23 protein-coding genes are annotated in these 18,197 nt (G+C 64.6%); 21 read left to right on the plus strand and 2 right to left on the minus strand.

Going from position 1 to position 18,197, the window contains the following annotated elements:
- From VN706_25885 to VN706_25930, 10 genes are all read left to right on the plus strand, one after another.
- Window positions 1-753 (plus strand): FliA/WhiG family RNA polymerase sigma factor, encoded by a 753-nt coding sequence (locus tag VN706_25885; protein ID HXT19085.1) that lies wholly within the window; start codon window positions 1-3, stop codon window positions 751-753.
- A gap of 414 nt (window positions 754-1,167) precedes the next feature.
- Complete coding sequence (flgF, locus tag VN706_25890; protein ID HXT19086.1) at window positions 1,168-1,866, plus strand: flagellar basal-body rod protein FlgF; 699 nt, start codon at window positions 1,168-1,170, stop codon at window positions 1,864-1,866.
- Between the two features lie 42 nt (window positions 1,867-1,908).
- Window positions 1,909-2,697: a flagellar basal-body rod protein FlgG gene (gene flgG, locus VN706_25895; protein HXT19087.1), complete on the plus strand. Its 789-nt coding sequence runs from the start codon at window positions 1,909-1,911 to the stop codon at window positions 2,695-2,697.
- Window positions 2,697-3,155: a flagellar basal body P-ring formation chaperone FlgA gene (gene flgA / locus VN706_25900; protein HXT19088.1), complete on the plus strand. Its 459-nt coding sequence runs from the start codon at window positions 2,697-2,699 to the stop codon at window positions 3,153-3,155. The genes flgG and flgA overlap by 1 nt, the downstream gene beginning before the upstream one ends.
- The gene (locus VN706_25905) at window positions 3,155-3,829 is read left to right on the plus strand and encodes a flagellar basal body L-ring protein FlgH (protein HXT19089.1); all 675 of its coding nucleotides are present in this window, start codon (window positions 3,155-3,157) and stop codon (window positions 3,827-3,829) included. The genes flgA and VN706_25905 overlap by 1 nt, the downstream gene beginning before the upstream one ends.
- A gap of 161 nt (window positions 3,830-3,990) precedes the next feature.
- Window positions 3,991-5,016, plus strand: a complete 1,026-nt coding sequence (locus VN706_25910) for a flagellar basal body P-ring protein FlgI (GenBank protein ID HXT19090.1) — start codon at window positions 3,991-3,993, stop codon at window positions 5,014-5,016.
- Window positions 5,013-5,402 carry a rod-binding protein gene (locus VN706_25915; protein HXT19091.1) on the plus strand — a complete coding sequence of 130 codons (390 nt, stop codon included), beginning with the start codon at window positions 5,013-5,015 and terminating at the stop codon, window positions 5,400-5,402. The genes VN706_25910 and VN706_25915 overlap by 4 nt, the downstream gene beginning before the upstream one ends.
- Window positions 5,402-5,950: a flagellar export chaperone FlgN gene (gene flgN, locus VN706_25920; GenBank protein ID HXT19092.1), complete on the plus strand. Its 549-nt coding sequence runs from the start codon at window positions 5,402-5,404 to the stop codon at window positions 5,948-5,950. Before VN706_25915 ends, flgN begins: the two co-directional genes overlap by 1 nt.
- Window positions 5,950-7,383, plus strand: coding sequence for a flagellar hook-associated protein FlgK (gene flgK, locus VN706_25925; GenBank protein HXT19093.1), 1,434 nt, complete (start codon window positions 5,950-5,952; stop codon window positions 7,381-7,383). Before flgN ends, flgK begins: the two co-directional genes overlap by 1 nt.
- 8 nt (window positions 7,384-7,391) lie before the next feature.
- Window positions 7,392-7,679, plus strand: coding sequence for a carbon storage regulator (locus tag VN706_25930; GenBank protein HXT19094.1), 288 nt, complete (start codon window positions 7,392-7,394; stop codon window positions 7,677-7,679).
- Here the strand turns inward: VN706_25930 and VN706_25935 are convergent.
- Window positions 7,606-8,232, minus strand: coding sequence for a hypothetical protein (locus VN706_25935; GenBank protein HXT19095.1), 627 nt, complete (start codon window positions 8,230-8,232; stop codon window positions 7,606-7,608). The genes VN706_25930 and VN706_25935 overlap by 74 nt on opposite strands.
- A gap of 174 nt (window positions 8,233-8,406) precedes the next feature.
- On the opposite strand from VN706_25935, the gene motA reads away from it, so the two are divergent.
- Window positions 8,407-9,261 carry a flagellar motor stator protein MotA gene (gene motA, locus VN706_25940; GenBank protein HXT19096.1) on the plus strand — a complete coding sequence of 285 codons (855 nt, stop codon included), beginning with the start codon at window positions 8,407-8,409 and terminating at the stop codon, window positions 9,259-9,261.
- 4 nt (window positions 9,262-9,265) lie between these two features.
- Window positions 9,266-10,093, plus strand: coding sequence for a flagellar motor protein MotB (locus VN706_25945; protein HXT19097.1), 828 nt, complete (start codon window positions 9,266-9,268; stop codon window positions 10,091-10,093).
- A gap of 51 nt (window positions 10,094-10,144) precedes the next feature.
- Here VN706_25945 and VN706_25950 read toward each other — a convergent pair whose 3' ends face one another.
- Window positions 10,145-11,365 (minus strand): HDOD domain-containing protein, encoded by a 1,221-nt coding sequence (locus VN706_25950; GenBank protein ID HXT19098.1) that lies wholly within the window; start codon window positions 11,363-11,365, stop codon window positions 10,145-10,147.
- Window positions 11,366-11,368: 3 nt separating this feature from the next.
- Between VN706_25950 and VN706_25955 the strand changes: the two genes are divergently transcribed.
- From VN706_25955 to VN706_25995, 9 genes are all read left to right on the plus strand, one after another.
- Window positions 11,369-11,995 carry a hypothetical protein gene (locus tag VN706_25955; protein ID HXT19099.1) on the plus strand — a complete coding sequence of 209 codons (627 nt, stop codon included), beginning with the start codon at window positions 11,369-11,371 and terminating at the stop codon, window positions 11,993-11,995.
- A 19-nt stretch (window positions 11,996-12,014) separates the two neighbouring features.
- On the plus strand, window positions 12,015-12,515 hold the full coding sequence (locus VN706_25960) for a hypothetical protein (GenBank protein ID HXT19100.1): 501 nt from the start codon (window positions 12,015-12,017) through the stop codon (window positions 12,513-12,515).
- Window positions 12,516-12,561: 46 nt separating this feature from the next.
- Window positions 12,562-13,098: a Rieske 2Fe-2S domain-containing protein gene (locus VN706_25965; GenBank protein ID HXT19101.1), complete on the plus strand. Its 537-nt coding sequence runs from the start codon at window positions 12,562-12,564 to the stop codon at window positions 13,096-13,098.
- A gap of 9 nt (window positions 13,099-13,107) precedes the next feature.
- Window positions 13,108-13,530 carry a Rieske 2Fe-2S domain-containing protein gene (locus VN706_25970; protein ID HXT19102.1) on the plus strand — a complete coding sequence of 141 codons (423 nt, stop codon included), beginning with the start codon at window positions 13,108-13,110 and terminating at the stop codon, window positions 13,528-13,530.
- Window positions 13,531-13,612: 82 nt separating this feature from the next.
- The gene (locus VN706_25975; protein ID HXT19103.1) at window positions 13,613-14,293 is read left to right on the plus strand and encodes a deoxynucleoside kinase; all 681 of its coding nucleotides are present in this window, start codon (window positions 13,613-13,615) and stop codon (window positions 14,291-14,293) included.
- A gap of 91 nt (window positions 14,294-14,384) precedes the next feature.
- A complete protein-coding gene (locus VN706_25980; GenBank protein HXT19104.1) occupies window positions 14,385-15,188 on the plus strand; it encodes a GvpL/GvpF family gas vesicle protein in 804 nt (267 codons plus the stop codon).
- Window positions 15,189-15,192: 4 nt separating this feature from the next.
- Window positions 15,193-15,498, plus strand: a complete 306-nt coding sequence (locus tag VN706_25985) for a gas vesicle protein GvpG (protein ID HXT19105.1) — start codon at window positions 15,193-15,195, stop codon at window positions 15,496-15,498.
- 12 nt (window positions 15,499-15,510) lie between these two features.
- Window positions 15,511-17,295, plus strand: a complete 1,785-nt coding sequence (locus tag VN706_25990; protein ID HXT19106.1) for an ArsA family ATPase — start codon at window positions 15,511-15,513, stop codon at window positions 17,293-17,295.
- 9 nt (window positions 17,296-17,304) lie between these two features.
- Window positions 17,305-18,141, plus strand: coding sequence for a GvpL/GvpF family gas vesicle protein (locus tag VN706_25995; protein HXT19107.1), 837 nt, complete (start codon window positions 17,305-17,307; stop codon window positions 18,139-18,141).
- Window positions 18,142-18,197 lie beyond the last annotated feature (56 nt).

Raw genomic sequence — 18,197 nt, forward strand, 5'->3', positions numbered from 1 at the left:
ATGGATCCCCGAGCTACCTGGAAGGCCTTCGCCGGTGGCGACCTGGCTGCCCGAGACGCGCTCCTCACCGAAAATCTGAGCCTCGTGCATCACGTTGCACGCCAGCTCGAGCGCAAACTGAGCAACGAGCTCGATCACGACGAACTGGTGAGCGCCGGAACGCTCGGCCTGATGTCGGCGATGAGCTCGTTCGACCCCGATCGCGGACTTGCGTTCAGCACCTTCGCGGTGCCGCGCATTCGCGGCGCGATTCTCGACGAACTGCGCCGGCAGGATCACGTGCCGCGTTCGGTGCGGCGCAAGACGCGCGACATTCAAGCGGCGCGGTCCTCGCTCGCCGCGAAGTTGTGCCGTCTTCCCGATGACAACGAAGTCGCGGAGGCGCTGGGCGTCGACGTGCAGACGTTGTGGAAGTGGGAATCCGACGTCGAGGGCGCCATTCGCGTACCGATCGACCGTCAGACGAACGATCGCGGCGAGTCGCATTCGTCGCCGCTCGACCTGCTGCACACGGATCCGAGCGATGCGGTGGACGAGCAGCTTGGCCGCGAGCAGGAAGTGGCGATGCTGCGCGACGCGATCATGAAGCTCAAGGAGCAGGAGCGGACCGTGCTCGCGCTCTACTATTTCGAGGAGTTGAAGCTGCACGAGATCGCGGAGATTCTCGGGTTGACCGAGTCGCGCGTGTCGCAGATCCGCTCGAAGGCGTTGAGCCGGTTGCGGGAGACAATCGGGGTCGCGTTGGCGTCCTGAGGGGGTACCGCGGAGGGGCACCTTGGTCCGCTTCGGCCCGTCTGGGTCGGGGCGGACCTTTTTTGCCACGGACCGCGGCGGACAACGTCGGATAGGCGCGGAGACGGCGTGAACTGCCGTTGAACGCAGTTCCGCCGTCTCCGCGCCGGTCTGCGTACGTCCGCCGTGGTCCGTGGCTGCTCGGCAAGAACCGCCGCCCCGGCAAGAATTGCCTGCCCGGGGCGAGTGTTAGAATGGTGCCAGAATGCTGGCTAAGTTGTTGTGTGACATACAGTTAAATGTCTGCGCACGGCATGGCCCCCGCCTTGCTTTTCCCCATGGCGCGTGCGGCACGATTCGCACGCTGAAAGCCCGCAGGTCCCTCCCTTGGTAGTTCCTTCCTCCGAAGTCCCCCGCCCAGCCGCTCTCCCTGACATGCCTCCTCTAAATGGAATGGAAAGCGCCGCGAGCGCGCTTCGCTACTGGGAGCGCAAGCAGGACGTCGTGGCGAACAACCTGGCCAACGTCTCGACCACCGGATTCAAGTCGCAGCGTGTCTTCGCGCAGCTCATGAACGGTGTCGATCCGGTCGCCAACGCCACGTCCGATCTGTCGACGGGGATGCTTCAGCAAACCAGTAATACGATGGACGTCGCGATCGACGGCAGCGGGTTCTTCGTCGTCAGCACGCCCAACGGCGAGCGCTACACCCGCGGCGGAAGCTTCCGTCTCGACGACAAGCATCAACTCGTCGACAACGACGGCCGTCCGCTGCTCGGTGAAAAGGGCATGCCGCTCAAACTGCTCGACGGTCCGGTCACGATCTCGCGTACCGGCGAAGTCACGCAGAATGGGCAGATCGTCGATCGCCTGCGCATGGAGGACGCGCCGAAAGGCACGCAGCTTCAGCGCGAAGGCGAATCGTTGTGGGTTCCGCCGGCCACGAAGGCGCCGATGAAGCCCGAAGCTCGCAATGTCAAACAAGGCTATCTCGAACAGAGCAACGTCAACTCGATGACGGCGCTCGTGGACATGGTTGCGGTGCAGCGCGCCTATGCCTCGGTGCAGAAAGCCGTCACGCAGATGGACTCGGCCGACGAGACGCTCACGACGCAAATCGCCCGGCCACTGTAAGTCGACCCACTCCCATCGCCCCACGCCCACCGCCCATCGCTCATGAATCCCGCCCTCAACACCGCCGCCACCGGCATGGCCGCGCAGCAGACGCGCACCGAAGTCATCGCGAATAATCTCGCGAACGTGAACACCACGGGCTTCAAGCGCAGTCGCGCGCAGTTCGAGGACCTGCTCTATCAAACGATGCAGGGTCCCCAGGTGCTCGGCAGCTCCGAGTCGAACACCAGCCCGTCGATTCAGGTCGGACGCGGGACGCGCTTGACCGGCGTGACGCGCCTGGACAGCCAGGGTGCGCTGGAGCAGACGGGTCGCTCGCTCGACGTGGCGATCGACGGCGCGGGATTTTTCCCCGTCCAGCTGCCGAGTGGCGCGACCGCGTACACGCGCGACGGAAGTTTTCAGATCTCTGATCAAGGCGTGCTCGTCACGTCCGACGGCTATCAGGTCGGCTCCGGCATCAAGATCCCGAGCGACGTCACCGACGTCACGATCTCGGCGACGGGCGTGGTGAGCGGATCCAAGGGCACGGGTACCGATTCGACGGAGCTTGGTCGCATCGAGCTCGCGCGCTTCGCGAATCCGACCGGGCTCGAGGCGATGGGTCAGAACCTCTACTCCGCGACGCCGGCGTCGGGCGAAGCCACCGTCGGGTATCCGCAGGATGACGGCATGGGCCGGCTCGTTCAGGGCCAGCTCGAGGGCAGTAACGTCGAAATCGTGCAGGAGATGGTCGACATGATCTCGGCGCAGCGCGCTTATGAGCTCAACTCGAAGGCGGTCAAGGCCGCCGATGAAATGTCACAAACAGCGACGGAGATGGTGCGGTAATGGTTCGGCGCATGTTTCATCCGGTCGTGCTGGTCGCGCTCGCGACGCTGGCGTTGCTCTGGGCGCGTCTCGCGGAAGCGCAGGTCCCGCCGACGCAGCGCGTTCCCGTCGCGACGCACGCACTGGCGCGCGGTGCCGTGCTCGGCGCCGGCGACTTCGAGATGCGGGATACGACCGTGCGCTTCGGCGTCGATACGAACCACATCGTTGTTGGCTGGGTCACGCGCCGCTCGATCGCCGCGGGCGAAGTGCTGCGCGTCCCGGCCGTCGAAGCGCCGACGGTGATCAACGCCAATTCGCCGGTGGAGTGCGAGTGGGTCGACGGCAACGTCAAGTTGACCGTGCAAGGCATTGCCGCGCGCAATGCGGCGATGGGCGAGCGCGTGCCGGTGCGCACGGAGTCGGGTAAACGCATCGAAGGAACGGTCGTGGCGCCAGGCCGTGTACGTATCGACTAATGAACTCTCTCAGCGGAATTCCGAGCGCAGGCGCGAAGCGCCGCAGCGAGGAACCATCACACGCGAACATGAAGTATCTGATTGCTCTCCTCTTCATAGTTTTGGGCGCGCCGGTATTGATGGCGCAGTCGAAAGACCAGCCCGCGGCGACGACGCGACACATCGCGTCGTGGACCGCGGACAAGCGCGAGTATCGCGTCGGCGACGTGATCACGGTGCTGTTGTCGGAAGCGACCATCGCCAGCGCCACAAAGTCGCAGAGCGGAAGCGATCAGCAAACGCGAAAGAATGATCTGGGCCTGGCGCCGCCGAAGATCGGCACGACGGCGTTGCCGTCGATCGACGCCGCGATGAACATGGACAAGAACGCATCGTCCAAGCAGGACGGCGGCGCGAGCCGAGCCGTGAACTTCAAAGGCGACATCTCGGTGCGCGTCATCGCCGTGGACAAGAGCGGGCAGATCCAGGTGAAGGGCGCGAAGATGGTGGACGTCGACAAGAACAAGCAGTCGCTCAACTTCACGGGCTGGATTCGGCCCGAGGACGTTTCGCCGGACAATGTCGTGAGCAGTCAGCGCGTCGCCGATGCAACGCTCACCTATCAGCTGTCGGGTGACATCGGCAAGACGCGTGGTGGGTTGGTCGGACGCATCCTCAACGTGTTCTGGCCGTGAGAATGCGTATCTATACCCGCGGAATTCCGAGCGAAGGTGCGAAGCGCCGCAGCGAGGAACAATCTCGCGAGAAGAACCGCGGAATTCCGAGCGAAGGTGCGAAGCGCCGCAGCGAGGAACAATCTGTACTGAGTTGTATCGGGAGAGCATGGCGCGTCAGGGTGACCGTAGGATTCCTCGGCGCCATGCTCCTCGTTCCCGCGCTTCGTCTCGGCGCCCAGGACATGATCCGCGTTCGCGATCTCACGATCGAGGACAAGGCCATTCCGGTGCGCTTGATGGGCTACGGTCTCGTCATCGGCCTGGATGGAACGGGCGATCGCGCGAGCGGGGGCAAGCAGGGTGGTATGACCGTGAACTCGATCGTCAACCTTCTTCGCCGCTTTGGAGTTACGCTCCCCGTCGAAGCGCTGAAGACGAAGAACGTCGCCGCCGTCTTGGTTACCGCCGAGGTGTCGCCGTATCTTCGTCCCGGCGGACGATTCGAGATTCACGTGTCCTCGCTCGGCGACGCGCGCTCGTTGCGCGGCGGCGTGTTGTGGATGACGCCACTCCTCTCCGACGTCGGCGCCGATCCGGTCGCGACCGCGCAGGGTGCGATGCTCATGGCCGATATCGGCACCAAGGGCTCGAGCGCCATCGAAAACTCCGGACGCATTCCCGAGGGCGGCTTGCTCGAGGTCGAGATGCCGCGCCCGCAATTCACGCAGAGCTCGAGCCTCCTGCTCCGCGATCCCGACGTCACCATGGCGACGCGCATCGCGACGGCGATCAACAAGGAGATGGGCGACGGCACCGCGACGGTCGACGATCCGGGCTCGATCTCGCTCAAATTCAAAGACTCTAAAGACGATCACGCCACGCTGCTCGCCCGGGTTCAGGACATGCGGGTGCAGGGCCGGCGCACGTCGATGTTGATCATCGACAGCCGCGACGGCACCATCATCGCCGGCGGCGAGCTCACCGTCGGTGAAGCCACCGTGAGTCACGGCGGCGTCACCATCACGATCGGCCAGAACGATACGACGGCGGCACCGCCCGGCAATCTTCGCATGGCCGCCGGTACGCCGGTGACACGCGTTGCCGCCGCGCTGCATGCCGTCGCTGCTCCGCCGTCCGAGATCGCGGCGATCTTCGAATCGCTGCGCGCCATCGGCGCCATCGCCGCCGAGGTCGTCGTTCGATGACCATCGTCTCGCCCTCGATCGCCGCGGCGGCCAAGTCACCGGCCAGCGACGAGATGCGCTTGCGCAAGACGGCGCTGCAGCTCGAAGGTCTCTTCGTGCAGCGCCTCTTCGCCGCCATGCGCGACACGGTGCCCGAGGGCGGCATGATTCAGAAGAACGCGGGTGAAGAAACGTTCACCTCGCTGCTCGACGAAAAAATGGCGGAACAGGTTCCGTCGCAGTGGGACGGCGAGCATTCGCTGGCTCACGCGCTCTACAATCAGCTGCGCGCGCGGTTGGGTTCGGCCGAGGCCGCGTCGGACAGCGACGTCCAGGCCGCATCCTCCGCGCTTCACGCGTCCCCCGCTTCCGCTTCCGTCCCCGACCGCAAGATCGCCTCTCCGTGATGACGCCCGAGACGACCACCGAAGAATCGAATCTCCCCGTCCAGCGCACCGTTCTGTCGCCGGTCGATTCGTTGACCGACGCGCTGCAGACGGAGCGCCGTCTGCTCGACGAGCTGATCGCCGTCATGCGGCGCCAGCGGGACGCCGTGGGCGCCGACGACCTGCAATCCGTCGACGACAGCGTGTTCGCGACGCATCGCGTGCTGGTCACGCTGAGCGAAGCGCGCCGCCGCCGCCGCAATCTCAACACACTCATCGGCCAGCGCGAGGATCTCGGCATTCATTCGCTCGACGAAGTGCTGGGCCCGCGGATGACGGCCGCGCTTCGCGCCGCGCGCGACGATCTGCACAACGCGGCGCGCTCGCTCTCGCGCGAAGTCGCGATCAACCGGCGCATTCTGCGGCAGGCGCTCGCCTGCGGCGACGAGTATGCGCGCACGCTCGCCGGCGTCGCCGGCCCGGCCGGCTCACCGACGTACTCGGTTCAGCCGCCGGCCGCCCCACCGCGCGCGCAGCAGACGACGACGCTGCTCGACCGGAGGATCTGATGAGCATCGGCAGCATTCTCAACATGGCGCGCACGGGCATGAATGCCCAGCAGACCGCCATTCAAATCGCGTCGCAGAACATCAGCAACGCCGATTCGACGGGCTATTCTCGGCAGCGGGTCGAGATGGCTACTTCGCTGCCGACCATCTTTCCGTACGGCACGATCGGCACGGGCGTCTACATCAAGACCGTGTCGCGCGCGCGCGATTCGCTGCTCGACATCACGTACCGCAGCGACGCTTCGGCACAGTCCCAGGCGGAGACGACGAGCACCGGTCTGGACGGCATTCAGAGTATTCTCAATGAGCCGTCCGACAACGGCTTGAGCTCCGCGCTCGACTCGTTCTATTCCTCGTGGAACGACCTCGCGACCGACCCGACCAACGGATCCGCCAAGGAGGTCGTGCGGCAGAACGGCATCAACGTCGCGACGACGATGAACAACATGGCCGCGCGGCTCGACACGCTGGCCAGCCAGACGCGCGACGGCATGACAACGGACGTGGCACAGGTGAACTCGCTGAGCCAGCAGATCGCGAACTACAACAACGAGATCGTCGCGGCCGAATCAAACGGCAACGCGGCGAACGATCTTCGCGACGCGCGCGACAACCTCGTGGATCAGATGTCGACGCTCGTCGGCGGACAGGTCGTCGAGCACGCCAGTGGATCGGTCGCGATCTACGTCAACGGCCGCTCGCTCGTCGATGGACCGACCGTGAACCAGTTGCAGGTCGGCACGGGCACGGTGCCGACGATCACGTTCGCGAATGCGCCGACGCTTCCGATGACCGGATTGGGCGGTTCGCTGGGCGCCCGCGTCGATCTCGTCACGAACCGCATTCCGGCCACGATGAATCAACTGGACTCGATGGCGAAGGGTCTGGTGCAAACGGTCAACAGCATTCACTCGTCGGGTCAGGTCTTTACCGGAAATCCGCCGGTCGGCGCCCCCGCGGGCAACTTCTTCGAGATGGCTGCCGTTCCGCCGGCCGGCGGCGATCCGGCGCTCACGGCGCGCGGCATCAGCATCGCGTCGACGCTCACCGACGGCTCCCTCGTCGCGGCGTCGGGCGGGACCGCCACCGGACCCGGCAACAACGACGTCGCCGCGCAGATCTCGGCGCTTCGCGATACGCCGGTGTCGTTCACGGACGCGAACGGCAACCCACTGGGCAGCGTGTCCGTGCAGACGTTCTTCCAGCAGATCGTCGGCGACGTCGCGACCTCGGCCAAGCAGGCGCAGGACGACTCGACGGTGCAGCAGACCCTCGCCTCGAACGCCCAAGCGCAGCGCCAGAGCGTGAGCGGCGTGGTGACTGACGAAGAGCTGATCAGCGTCATCCAGCATCAGCACGCCTACCAGGCCGCGGCGCGGCTGGTCAGCGTGGTCGACGACATGACCCAAACGCTGGTCGATCTCGGTCGTTAGTTTTCGGAATGCTGATTCTCGGCCGAAAAGTCGGCGACGTGATTCTGATCGGCGACGGCATTCGTGTCGTCGTTTTGGCGTGCGATCGCGGCGGTGTTCGGCTCGGCATCGAAGCGCCGAACGACGTGACGATCTTGCGTGGCGAGATCGTGAACGACGTGGCGACGGAGAATCAGCGCGCCGGTAAGACGGCGGCCAGCGGCGGTCAGGACTGGCTGCAGGTCATTGGCGGTCCGCCGCCCGACGCGCCTTCAGCGTCGGAAGACGAAGCTCCGCGACGCCGGGCCGGCGAGTAACGGTCCCACCGAACGTCGCCGCGAGCAATTCCGCGTAGCGCGTTCCGGAAGACGCCGGAATTTCGGCCACGAGCGGTGCCCCGACGCGGAACTCCACGCGCACCCACTGTTCGTCGGACTCGGTGACCGCGCGCACAACCGCCTTCAAGTCGCGGGCAAGACGCTTGGCGTCCACCAGCAACATGGTCAGCACGCGAACGAGCGCCCAGCGCGGCACGCGGACGGGTTCGACATACCGCGTCGGGACGATGGTGATTTGCGAGTCGCGGATGTCGTGCAGAAATCGATGCACGGCGAACACGTCGGCGAGCACGTCGTCGAGGATCACCGGCTCTTCGCCCGCGGAAACGTCGCGCGGGAGCAGCCGCACCATGCGGTTGCAATCCTCGAGTCGCGTCAGATCGGCGGAGAGATTCTCGAATCCGGACCCGTCGGGCGGCAGGTCGCCGAGCTGAAAAAGCTCAACTAGGGCGGAGAGGGAGCCGATACGGTTATTGAGCGCGTGGTGCAGGCCCTGAAGGGCCTGGTCCACGAGATCGAGCCATTCCTGCACGCCATCGATCTCCGGACCCTCGTTTGAAGGGGTCGCGGGGGCTCCGTCCTGTATCACGCTCTACGTCTCTCTATAGGTACGGGAACACACGCCCGATACTGATCTTGAGATCGCACGCCTTGAACCTTCTGCACCTCGTGCACCGCCAACCGCCCATCGCCCAGCGAGCAGCCCGTGTTCGTCATCGTCGGACTCGTCATCGTATTCGGAAGCATTTTGATGGGCTTCACGATGCATCACGGTCATGTCATCGTGCTGCTTCAGTGGTCCGAATTCATCATCATTGGTGGTGCGGCGTTCGGCGCGTTCCTGATCGGCAATCCGATGAGCGTGGTGAAAGGCGCGTTCGCGTCGATGCTGGGACTGCTCAAACCTAATCCGTACAGCGAAAAGGCGTACGGCGAGCTCCTCAAAGTTCTCTACGACGTTTTTCAGAAAGCGCGCAAGGACGGACTCGTCGGTCTCGAAGCGCACATCGAAGAGCCGGACAAGAGCGACATCTTCAAGAAGTACGAGTTCTTCAGTCATCATCATCATGCGCTGCCGTTCCTCTGCGACACACTCAAGGTGTTGTTGAGCGGCGCGGTCGAGGATCACCACCTCGCCGAGATCCTGGAGATGGATCTCGAGAAGCTGCATGAAGAAGAGAACGCGATTCCCTCCGCGCTCACGACCATCGCCGACGCGATGCCCGGATTCGGCATCGTCGCCGCGGTGCTCGGCGTCGTGATCACGATGGGCTCGATCGGCGGCAGCGCGCAGTCGATCGGCGAAAAGGTCGCGGCCGCGCTCGTCGGTACCTTCCTCGGCATTCTGCTCTCGTACGGCGTCATGAATCCGATCGCGAAGGCGATCGAGGTGCGCAACCGCGCCGAAGCCTCGTACATGAGCTGCATTCGCACCGCGCTGCTCGCGTTCGCGCGCGGCGACGCGCCGATGACCTGCGTCGAGTTCGCGCGACGCAACATCGAGCCGGTCGACCGTCCGACGTTCTCCGAGCTGGAAGCGTTGACGCGGAAGGCGGCGTAATTCGGTGGCCAAGGGCGACAAGAAGCAGATCATCATCATCAAGAAGAAGAAAAAGGGCCACGCCGCTCATCACGGAGGTTCGTGGAAGGTGGCGTACGCCGACTTCGTGACGGCGATGATGGCCTTCTTCATGGTGATGTGGATTCTGGGCATGGATCAGAATCTTCGAAATTCGATCGAGGGCTACTTCTCGAACCCGGTCGGCTTCAAGAAGGGCTACACGGCCGGCAAGAGCCCGATCTCGTCCGGCTCGTCGCCCGGCATGGTGAAAACCACGCCCATCAAGCTCGTGACGCGACAGGACGAACAGCTCGAGCTGTCGAAGATGGGCGGACGCATCAAGTCGAAGCTCAAGGAAGCCGGCTTGTCGGCGATCGGCGATCGTGTCGAGATCATCGAGACGAACATGGGGCTGCGCATCGAGCTGTCCGAGGACTCGAGCGGACAGCAGTTCTTCGCGACGGCCTCGTCCCAGATGACCGACAAGATGCGGAAGACGCTCCAGGTCGTCGCGACGGAGTTGTCGCCCCTTCGCAACTCGGTGATCATCGAGGGGCACACCGACGCGGCGCAGTACGCCGGGCTCTACTCGAACTGGGAGCTCTCGGCGGATCGCGCGAATGCGGCGCGGCGCGTGATGGAGGAAGCAGGACTCGCGGGTTCGCGCGTGCTCGAAGTGCGCGGCATGGCGGATAGACAGTTGCGCAATCCGGAAAATCCGCTCGATCCGAAGAACCGGCGTATTTCGATCTTCCTGCCGTTCGAGAGCAATCCGGACAGCGGCACGGTCGTGATGCCGCGACCGATCGGGCCGCCGGGGACGACAGGGTAAGAGCAGATCCTCGACTCCCCTTCGCTGCGCTCCGGGTCGCGAGGATGACAGTTACGCGTTGTCGCCCATCTGCTGCGCGGCCCAATGCAGCGCGTCCATGTAGAGCGTCGGCAGCACTTCGTCCTCGAGCGGCACGTCGTCCGCGAGCCCCCTTGCCTCGTCCCAGTTCGCTTTTTCGTACGATTCCACGAGCTGAAGCGGCGTGCCGAGCGGTCCGCCGCGCTTGAGCAGGGCGTTGCGGACTTCGTCCGAGAGCTCGAGGCGAGATAAAATTTTATCCATCGGGACTTCGAGCAGCACGTCGAGCAGCGACAGCAGGCCGACAATGAATGCCGAGCCACCGGAGCGCGCGTGCGCGCTGGACGCCACGAGCTCGCACATCCGCGCGCGGGTGATGGCGGTGAGGGCCATCTCGTGCGTCACGTCGCCCTGCCCGCCGAGCGATGCGACGAGAATCACGGCGAGCCAGCGGTGGAGCGTCTCGCGGCCAACCAGTCGAATCGCGTGCGAGATGGACGTGATGCCACGCCCGCCCACCGACGCGGCGTTGACGATGCGCAGCAGCTTGTACGACAGCGCGACGTCGGCCGCGAACGCCTTCTCGATGTGCGCGTCCGGCGTCGCGGGATCCTGCAGCAAATTGAGCAGCCGCATGATCGCGAGCTGTCCGGCCGAGACGTCTTCCTTCGACAACGTCTCGGGCTTGCTGAACAGGTAGCCCTGGAAGAGCTGAAAGCCCATGCGCGTGCACGCATCGCGAACGGCGGCCGTCTCCACACGTTCGGCGAGCAGCCTGATGCCGGCGCGCTTGAGATGCTTTGCCACCGCCTCGATCTCGTCGAGCGGGCGATCGAGCACGTCGATCTTGACGATCGTCGCGAGATCGAGGAGGGGAGCCGTTTCTTCGGAGTAGATGTAGTCGTCGAGAGCGAGACGATAGCCGGCTTCCACCATGCGTTGGCACGCGGCGATCGTTTCGTGATCGTGCACGATGCTCTCGAGGAGCTCGATGACGACGTCGCCGGGCTCGAACAACGTCCAGCTTTCGTTCATGAGCTGGGCGCGCGAGAAGTTGATGAAGGCCAATCCGCCGTTCGTCAGACTGCGTAGACCAATGCCGAGCATCGAGGCCGAGATGACCTCGGCGCTCATGTAGCCATCTTCCCCGTCGGCTCCCTGTACGCTAGCGTCGCGCCGGTACAACAGCTCGTAGCCAAACAATCCGCGGCCCAACTCGAAGATCGGCTGCCGAGCGACGAAGACGGTGCTCATTTCGTGGTGGTGTGGTGGGAACGTCCGGCGATGGTGGCCGGGTTTATCGCGGGTGTAGCGGTTCGGCTCAACCTGGTCCCGGGATGCATCATGTTCGTGCTAGGAGCGCTGTGTCTGATTATCGGCGGGTCGCCGGTAGCCATCAAGACTGACTCGGTGAGGCCGCCGGAGGATACACTGCGCAAGCGTCCGAAGGTCGTGGACGTGAGCGATTGGTATTCTCGCCGACTGACAATTCATCGCTACGTCGCCTACAGTACGTTGCCGGTCTTTGCGGCGCAGTGGGCGGCGGGAAAGCGATTGTACGACGAGAGCCGTGCCGCGCCCACCTGGGCGAAAACGACGCATCGCGTAGGGGCGACGTACTTGGCCGGTGCCTTTACCGTGAATACCGTTACAGGCGCGTGGAACTGGTGGGATTCGCGTTCGGCACCGCAAGGACGTGTGCTGCGCACCGTACACGCGTTGACGATGATCGGCGCCGACGCGGCCTTTACCTACGCCGGCGCCAAGCTTTCCAACGACGCGGAAAACAGTCAGGTCAAGCGACGAGAACATCGCACCGTCGCATTGTCCGCCATGGGCGTCACTGTGCTCAGCGGCCTCGCGATGAAAATCTGGAACCGGTAGAAACAGGAAACATCGACCCATGATCGCGCCTCCGTCCTCGCTCGTCGACTTGCTCAAGCCGTGGAACGACTTCTACAGCCACTCGAAGACGGCGGAGACGATCGTCCAGTTCCTGCACATTGGCGGGTTGCTGATGGCCGGCGGTCTCGCGATCGCCGCGGACCGGGGAACGCTGCGCGCGCTTCGAATCGCGGCGAGCGACCGGACGCACTACACGCGTGAGCTCGCGTCGGTGCATCGGTGGGTGATCACCGGACTCGTCGTGGTGGTGCTCAGCGGCCTCGCGCTGCTGACGTCGGATCTCGAGACCTTTTGGGGATCGGCGATTTTCTGGATCAAAATGGCGCTCGTCGTGATTCTTCTCGTGAACGGCTTGTTCATGACGCGGGCCGAGGCGGTGATCGAACGCGGCGATGACTCCGCCGCGGCGTGGCAAACGCTGCATCGGACGGCAGTCTCGAGCTTGACGTTGTGGTTCATCATCACGGCATTGGGGATCGCCCTGGTGAATTTCTCGTAGTGCGCAGCTGATCGCGGCTGAGCGCGGCTGATTCGGAGAGAGACGCATGGTGGATGCACGACATATTCGCGGCGACGACGCACACGACTGCGGTGAATGTCCGCTCGTCGAGCGGCGGACATTTCTTCGCGACGCGGCGCTCGCCGCCGGCGCGATCTTCGCCGCGCTCGGAATAGCGCCCTCGATCGCCGCCGCGGCGCCGATCGAGTTCGTGAGCGCGCTGTCGGGTGGCCGAGAAGACAAGAGCTACGCCGTTCCCGCGGCCGACGGCGCGCAGATCGATCGGGACAACGGAACGATTCTCATGCGGTGGCAAGGCAAGGTGTACGTGTATTCACTCGCGTGCCCGCATCAGAACACAGCGGTGCGCTGGTCCGCGAAGGATTCGCAGTTCGAGTGTCCCAAGCACCACTCGCGCTATCTCGGCGACGGTGAATACATCAAGGACAGCGGCCGCGCCACGCGCGGGCTGGATCGCTTCGCGGTGCGCAAGGACGGCGCGTCGATCGTGGCGAATCTCGACAAGTTGTATCAGCAGGACGAGGACGAAGCGCAGTGGAATACCGCGTTCATCACGCTCTGAGATCCTGCCATGTCTTGTCATGACTGCCTGAATCGCCGCGCATTTCTCGCCAAGTCCGCGATGGCCGCCGCCGCGCTCGCCCTGGCCGAAGGATGCGGCGACGGCCAGATCGGTCCGAGCGAAGCAACCGTACAGGTTGGTGGAAGCATCAACGTCAATGATTTTCCCGCGCTCGCGAACGTGGGGACGCTCGTCGACGTCGGCGGTTCGCGCGCGGTGATTCGCACCGGACCGTCGACCTTTCACGCCTTCTCGATGGTGTGCACGCACGAGGGCTGCGACACGCAGGTCACGAATAACCGCTTCGAGTGTCCGTGCCACGGTTCGGTGTTCGCGAATACGGGCGCCGTGATCGTCGGCCCGGCGAGTCGCCCGCTCGATTCCATCGCCGTGACGTTCGACGCCGCGACGGGCAACCTCACATTTGGTTGAATCTCTCGCGGAACTCTCACGCTTAGTTGCACGACGCGAATAACCGTTTCAAAATCGGGACGTGATTCTTACCTTGCGAGCCATGTTGATTGGCGTCGCTGGTATGGTCGGCACGGGTAAGACGACTCTGTCGCGCGCGCTCGCCGCGCGATTCGGCCTGCAGTTGGCTCTCGAGAGCGTCGACGCTGACAATCCGTGGCTCGAGAGTTTTTACGGCGGTCCCGACGAGATGCGCGCGTACGCGCTCCATCTCCAGTTGCATTTTCTCGCGACACGCTTCGCGAGCATGCGCCGGATGCGCGGACTCGGCGGTAGCTGGGTGCTCGACCGCACCTGGTACGAGGATGCAGAAATCTTTGCGCGGGGCCTGCACGAGCAGGGGCTCATGACGAGCGATGAATGGCAGCTCTACCGCCGCTTGTACGCCGAGCTGCTGCATTCACCGGCCGCGCGTCCGCCTCGCCTGTTGATCTATCTGCACGGACCGCTCGACGTCATCACCGAACGCATCGCCACGCGCGGCCGGCCGAAAGAGAAGGACGCGTCGGCCGAATACTGGGCGTCCCTGCACGCGCGATACGCCGATTGGATTGGCCGGTTCCGCCATTGTGCGGTGCTTCCCCTGGATGTGCGCGAGTATGATCTCGTGGCCGATCCAAACGCCGTCGAAGAAATTGCGGGCCGCGTGCGCAGCCAGCTCGAGGGAGAGTTGCCGCAGACCGAGCTCTGGCCGGCGGTGTCGCGCAAGCGCGTCTTCGCCTGAGCGCACGAACCGCACGAGCGGCGCAGGCCGCGTAAGCGATGTAAGGGGCCGCTGACTGGCCGAGGTTTGCACCGGGCATATATTGGACACTATGCCCGATCAGACGACGGCTGAAAACGAATCGCTCACGCCCAGCGCGAATGACGGCGGCAAATACGTCTATTGCATCATTCGCAGCGAGCGGCAGCGCGATTTTGGCGCGATCGGGATCGGCGGCGGCCAGCGGGTGTTCACGGTCGCGTTTCACGATCTCGCGGCGGTCGTGAGCGATACGCCAATCGTGATCTACGATCCGACGCGCGACAATGTCTTGGCGCACGAGTTCGTGAACGAAACCGTGATGCGCGAGCACACCGTGATTCCGATGTCCTTCGGCACCGTCTTTCGCTCCGAAGACGACGTCACCGAGTTGCTGCGCTCGACATATCAGGCGTTCAGCGACGTGCTCGACAAGATGCAGGACAAGATCGAATTCGGTCTCAAAGTGTTGTGGGACCGCGAGAAAGTGGTGGCGAATCTGGAGAAGGACAACGACGAGATCCGGCGGCTGAAGGACGAGATCAGCCGGCACACCGCCAGCTCGACGTACTTCGCGCGCATGCAGTTGGGGCGCTTGATCGAGGGTGCGCTCGAGGAGATGAGCGCGCGTTATGTCGCCGACATTCACGACGCGTTGAAGCCGGTCGCCGTGGCGAGCCGCTCGAACAAGCCCATCGGCGACCGCATGATTCTCAACGCGGCGTTCCTGGTGAATCGCGCCCAGGAAGCCGCCTTCGACGAGCGCGTGAAAGAAACCAGCCGCAAGTATGAAGACGTGCTGTCGTTCAAGTACTCCGGCCCCTGGCCGCCGTACAACTTCGTGAACATCAAATTGAAATTGGAGAAAGCCGACTAGGGCGATGGGTCTCCTCAGCAAAGTTCTCTTCTTCCCGGTGACTGGTCCGGTGGCCGGCATACGCTGGTCGCTGAACAAGGTCGTGCAAGTCGCGGAAGAAGAGCTCACCGACGACGCGCCGGTGAAGCAGGAGCTCATGGAGCTGCAGATGCAACTCGAGCTCGGCGACATCACCGACGATGAATACGTCGAGCGGGAAGCCGCACTCATGGCCCGCCTGCGCGAGGTGCGCGCGTGGCGCGAACGATTCGGCAAAGCGACGAGCGGCGGCCCGGTACGCGTCGCGAGAGACGACGACGAGCCATCGTAGAACGGTCTCTTGGTGAGCCGCCTTTCGGGCCTGCTCGATCGTCTCCCCCGCACAACTTTGCTCGTCGGAAAGGGCGGCGTCGGTAAGACGACGTGCGCCACACGTGTCGCGACCGACTTCGCGGCGCGCGGAGAGACAACGCTCTTGCTCTCCACCGACCCCGCCGCCGCACTCGCCGATGCGCTCGGCGCACCGGTTGGCAGCGAGATCTCACACGTGCGAAGCCATCTCGATGCGTGGCAACTCCACGCCGCGGTGTTGCGTCGTGATTTCCTTGGACAATGGCGCGACGTGATCGCGGAGATCGTCGATCGAGGCACGTATCTCGATCGCGCGGACGTCGATGGTTTGGTTGACGCGGCGCTGCCCGGCGCCGACGAGATTTTCGCGCTGCTCGCACTCGCCGACGTGCTCGCCGACCCGGCGACACCCTACGCGCGCATCGTCGTCGACACCGCGCCCACCGGCCATACGCTGCGGCTGCTCGCGCTGCCGGACACCTTTGGCGCGCTGCTGTCGATGCTCGACCTCATGCAGGGTAAGCATCGGTTCATGGTGCGTGCGCTCACGCATCGCTACCGCCGGGATCGCGCCGATGCGTTTCTCGACGACATGCGCGAGCGCATCGATCGCCTTCGCGCAACGCTCGCCGACGCGTCATCGCTCGCGGCGGTACTCGTCACGCGGCTCGAGCCGATGGTCCAAGCCGAATCGGGGCGCTATCTCGAGAGTTTGCGCGCGCTGGGCGTTCGCGTAGCCGCCATCGTCGTAAACGCGGTGCCTCCCGGCGCGGACGGCGATGTGCTCGATGCATCGGTGCCGCACGTCGAGATACCGCGGTGGCAACTACCGATGGTCGAGGCGCCCGACGCACATGATACGGTCACGGCAATGCCAGCCGCACGCACGCTGACCATCGTCGGCGGCAAAGGCGGTGTCGGCAAGAGCACCGTATCGTGCGCGATCGCGATCGCGGCGGCCGAGAAAGGAATCGGCGACGTGCTGCTCGTCTCCACCGATCCTGCGGCGTCCCTCGCCGACGCACTCGGCGAGTCCGGCACCGCTTGGGCGCGCTCTGACGTCGAGAGTCGGATTGCGGACGTGCCCGGTCTGGTCGTTCGGCAGATGGATGCCGGCGCCGCGTTCGCGCGCATTCGCGACGAGTATCGAACGCGCATCGACGACCTCTTTGCCGCGCTCGTCGGCCGCGGCGTCGACGTGGAGCACGATCGCGCCATTCTCCGCGATTTGCTCGCGCTCGCGCCGCCCGGGATCGACGAGCTCTTCGCGCTCTCGCTCCTGGGCGACGCACTCGACGAGCAGCGCTTTGCCTGCGTCGTCGTCGACCCGGCGCCTACGGGACATCTGTTGCGCCTTCTCGACATGCCGGCGATCGCGCTGGATTGGACGCACCGTCTCATGCGCTTGATGCTCAAGTATCGAGACGCAATGCCACTCGGCGACGCCGCACAGGACCTGCTCGGCTTCGCCAAGCGCACGCGCGCGCTCGATGCACTGCTGCACGACCGCGAGCGCTGCGGCGTGATCGTCGTTGCGCTGGACGAGCCGATCGTGCGTGCCGAGACGGAACGACTCTCGAGGGCGATCCAATCGCGGGGGATCGACGTCGCGGCGCTGGTGTGGAATCGTGTCACGAACGTGCCCGACCCTCTTCCAGCAACGGTCGTCGCGCAACAGTTTTTCGCGGAGGAAATCGCTCCGCCGCCCATCGGCGCCGCCGCCATTCGCGCGTGGTCGCACTCGTGGCGAATATTTTCGACGCACACGCAATCCTGACGACCGAGCATGGCATCGAACGCACCCAACGCGCTGTGGTACGTGTATGGCATCGTCCCGTCGGCGAATGCCGGAACGTCGGCGCCCGCCGGTCTCGACGATACGTCGGTCGCGCTCGAAGTGCATGACGATGTGGCGGCGCTCGTGTCGGTGCTTCAGGGCGATGATTATGCGCCGGCGCATCTCGAGACGCGCAGCGGCGACATCGAGTGGCTCAGCCCGCGCGCCGTCGCGCACGATCGCGTGCTGACGTGGGCGAGCGATCGCGGCGCGGTGATCCCCCTGCCGATGTTCTCGATGTTCAGTGGACGCGAAGCCGTGCAATCAATGCTTCGCGAGCGCGGCGCGCAGGTGGCGTCCGTTCTCTCGCGCATTGGTGCGGCGCGCGAGTATGCGCTGCGCATGTATCGCGTGGAGGCCGAGCTCTCGATCGCGGTGGAGGAGCTGAGTCCGCGCCTTCGCGAGCTGGCCGCGATCGCGCGCGACGCGACGCCCGGACAGCGCTACCTCCTCGACCGGAAGCTCGATGCGGAAAAGAAGGCGGAGATGCGCTTGGTATCGCAGCGTATCGCCGACGAGATCGTCGCCGCGCTCGCGCCGCATGCGCGGCCGGACGGCGTCGTGCGCTCGCTAATTCCGCGCGTCACGGCCGGCGATCCCTCGGCCGAACGCGGCACCATGGTGCTGAACGCGGCGTTTCTCGTCGAGCCGAATGCGATCGAAGAATTTCAGAAAACTCTAACAACGCTCGTCGCGCGACACACACCAAATGGATTTCGCTTCGACTTCACTGGACCGTGGCCCCCGTATCATTTCGTGAGTGAGCGCAACGATGACGCCCGATGACGCCCGATGACGCCCGATGACGCCCGATGACGCCCGATGACGCCCGATGACGCCAG

The organism is Gemmatimonadaceae bacterium, assembly GCA_035606695.1.
GTDB lineage: Bacteria > Gemmatimonadota > Gemmatimonadetes > Gemmatimonadales > Gemmatimonadaceae > JAQBQB01.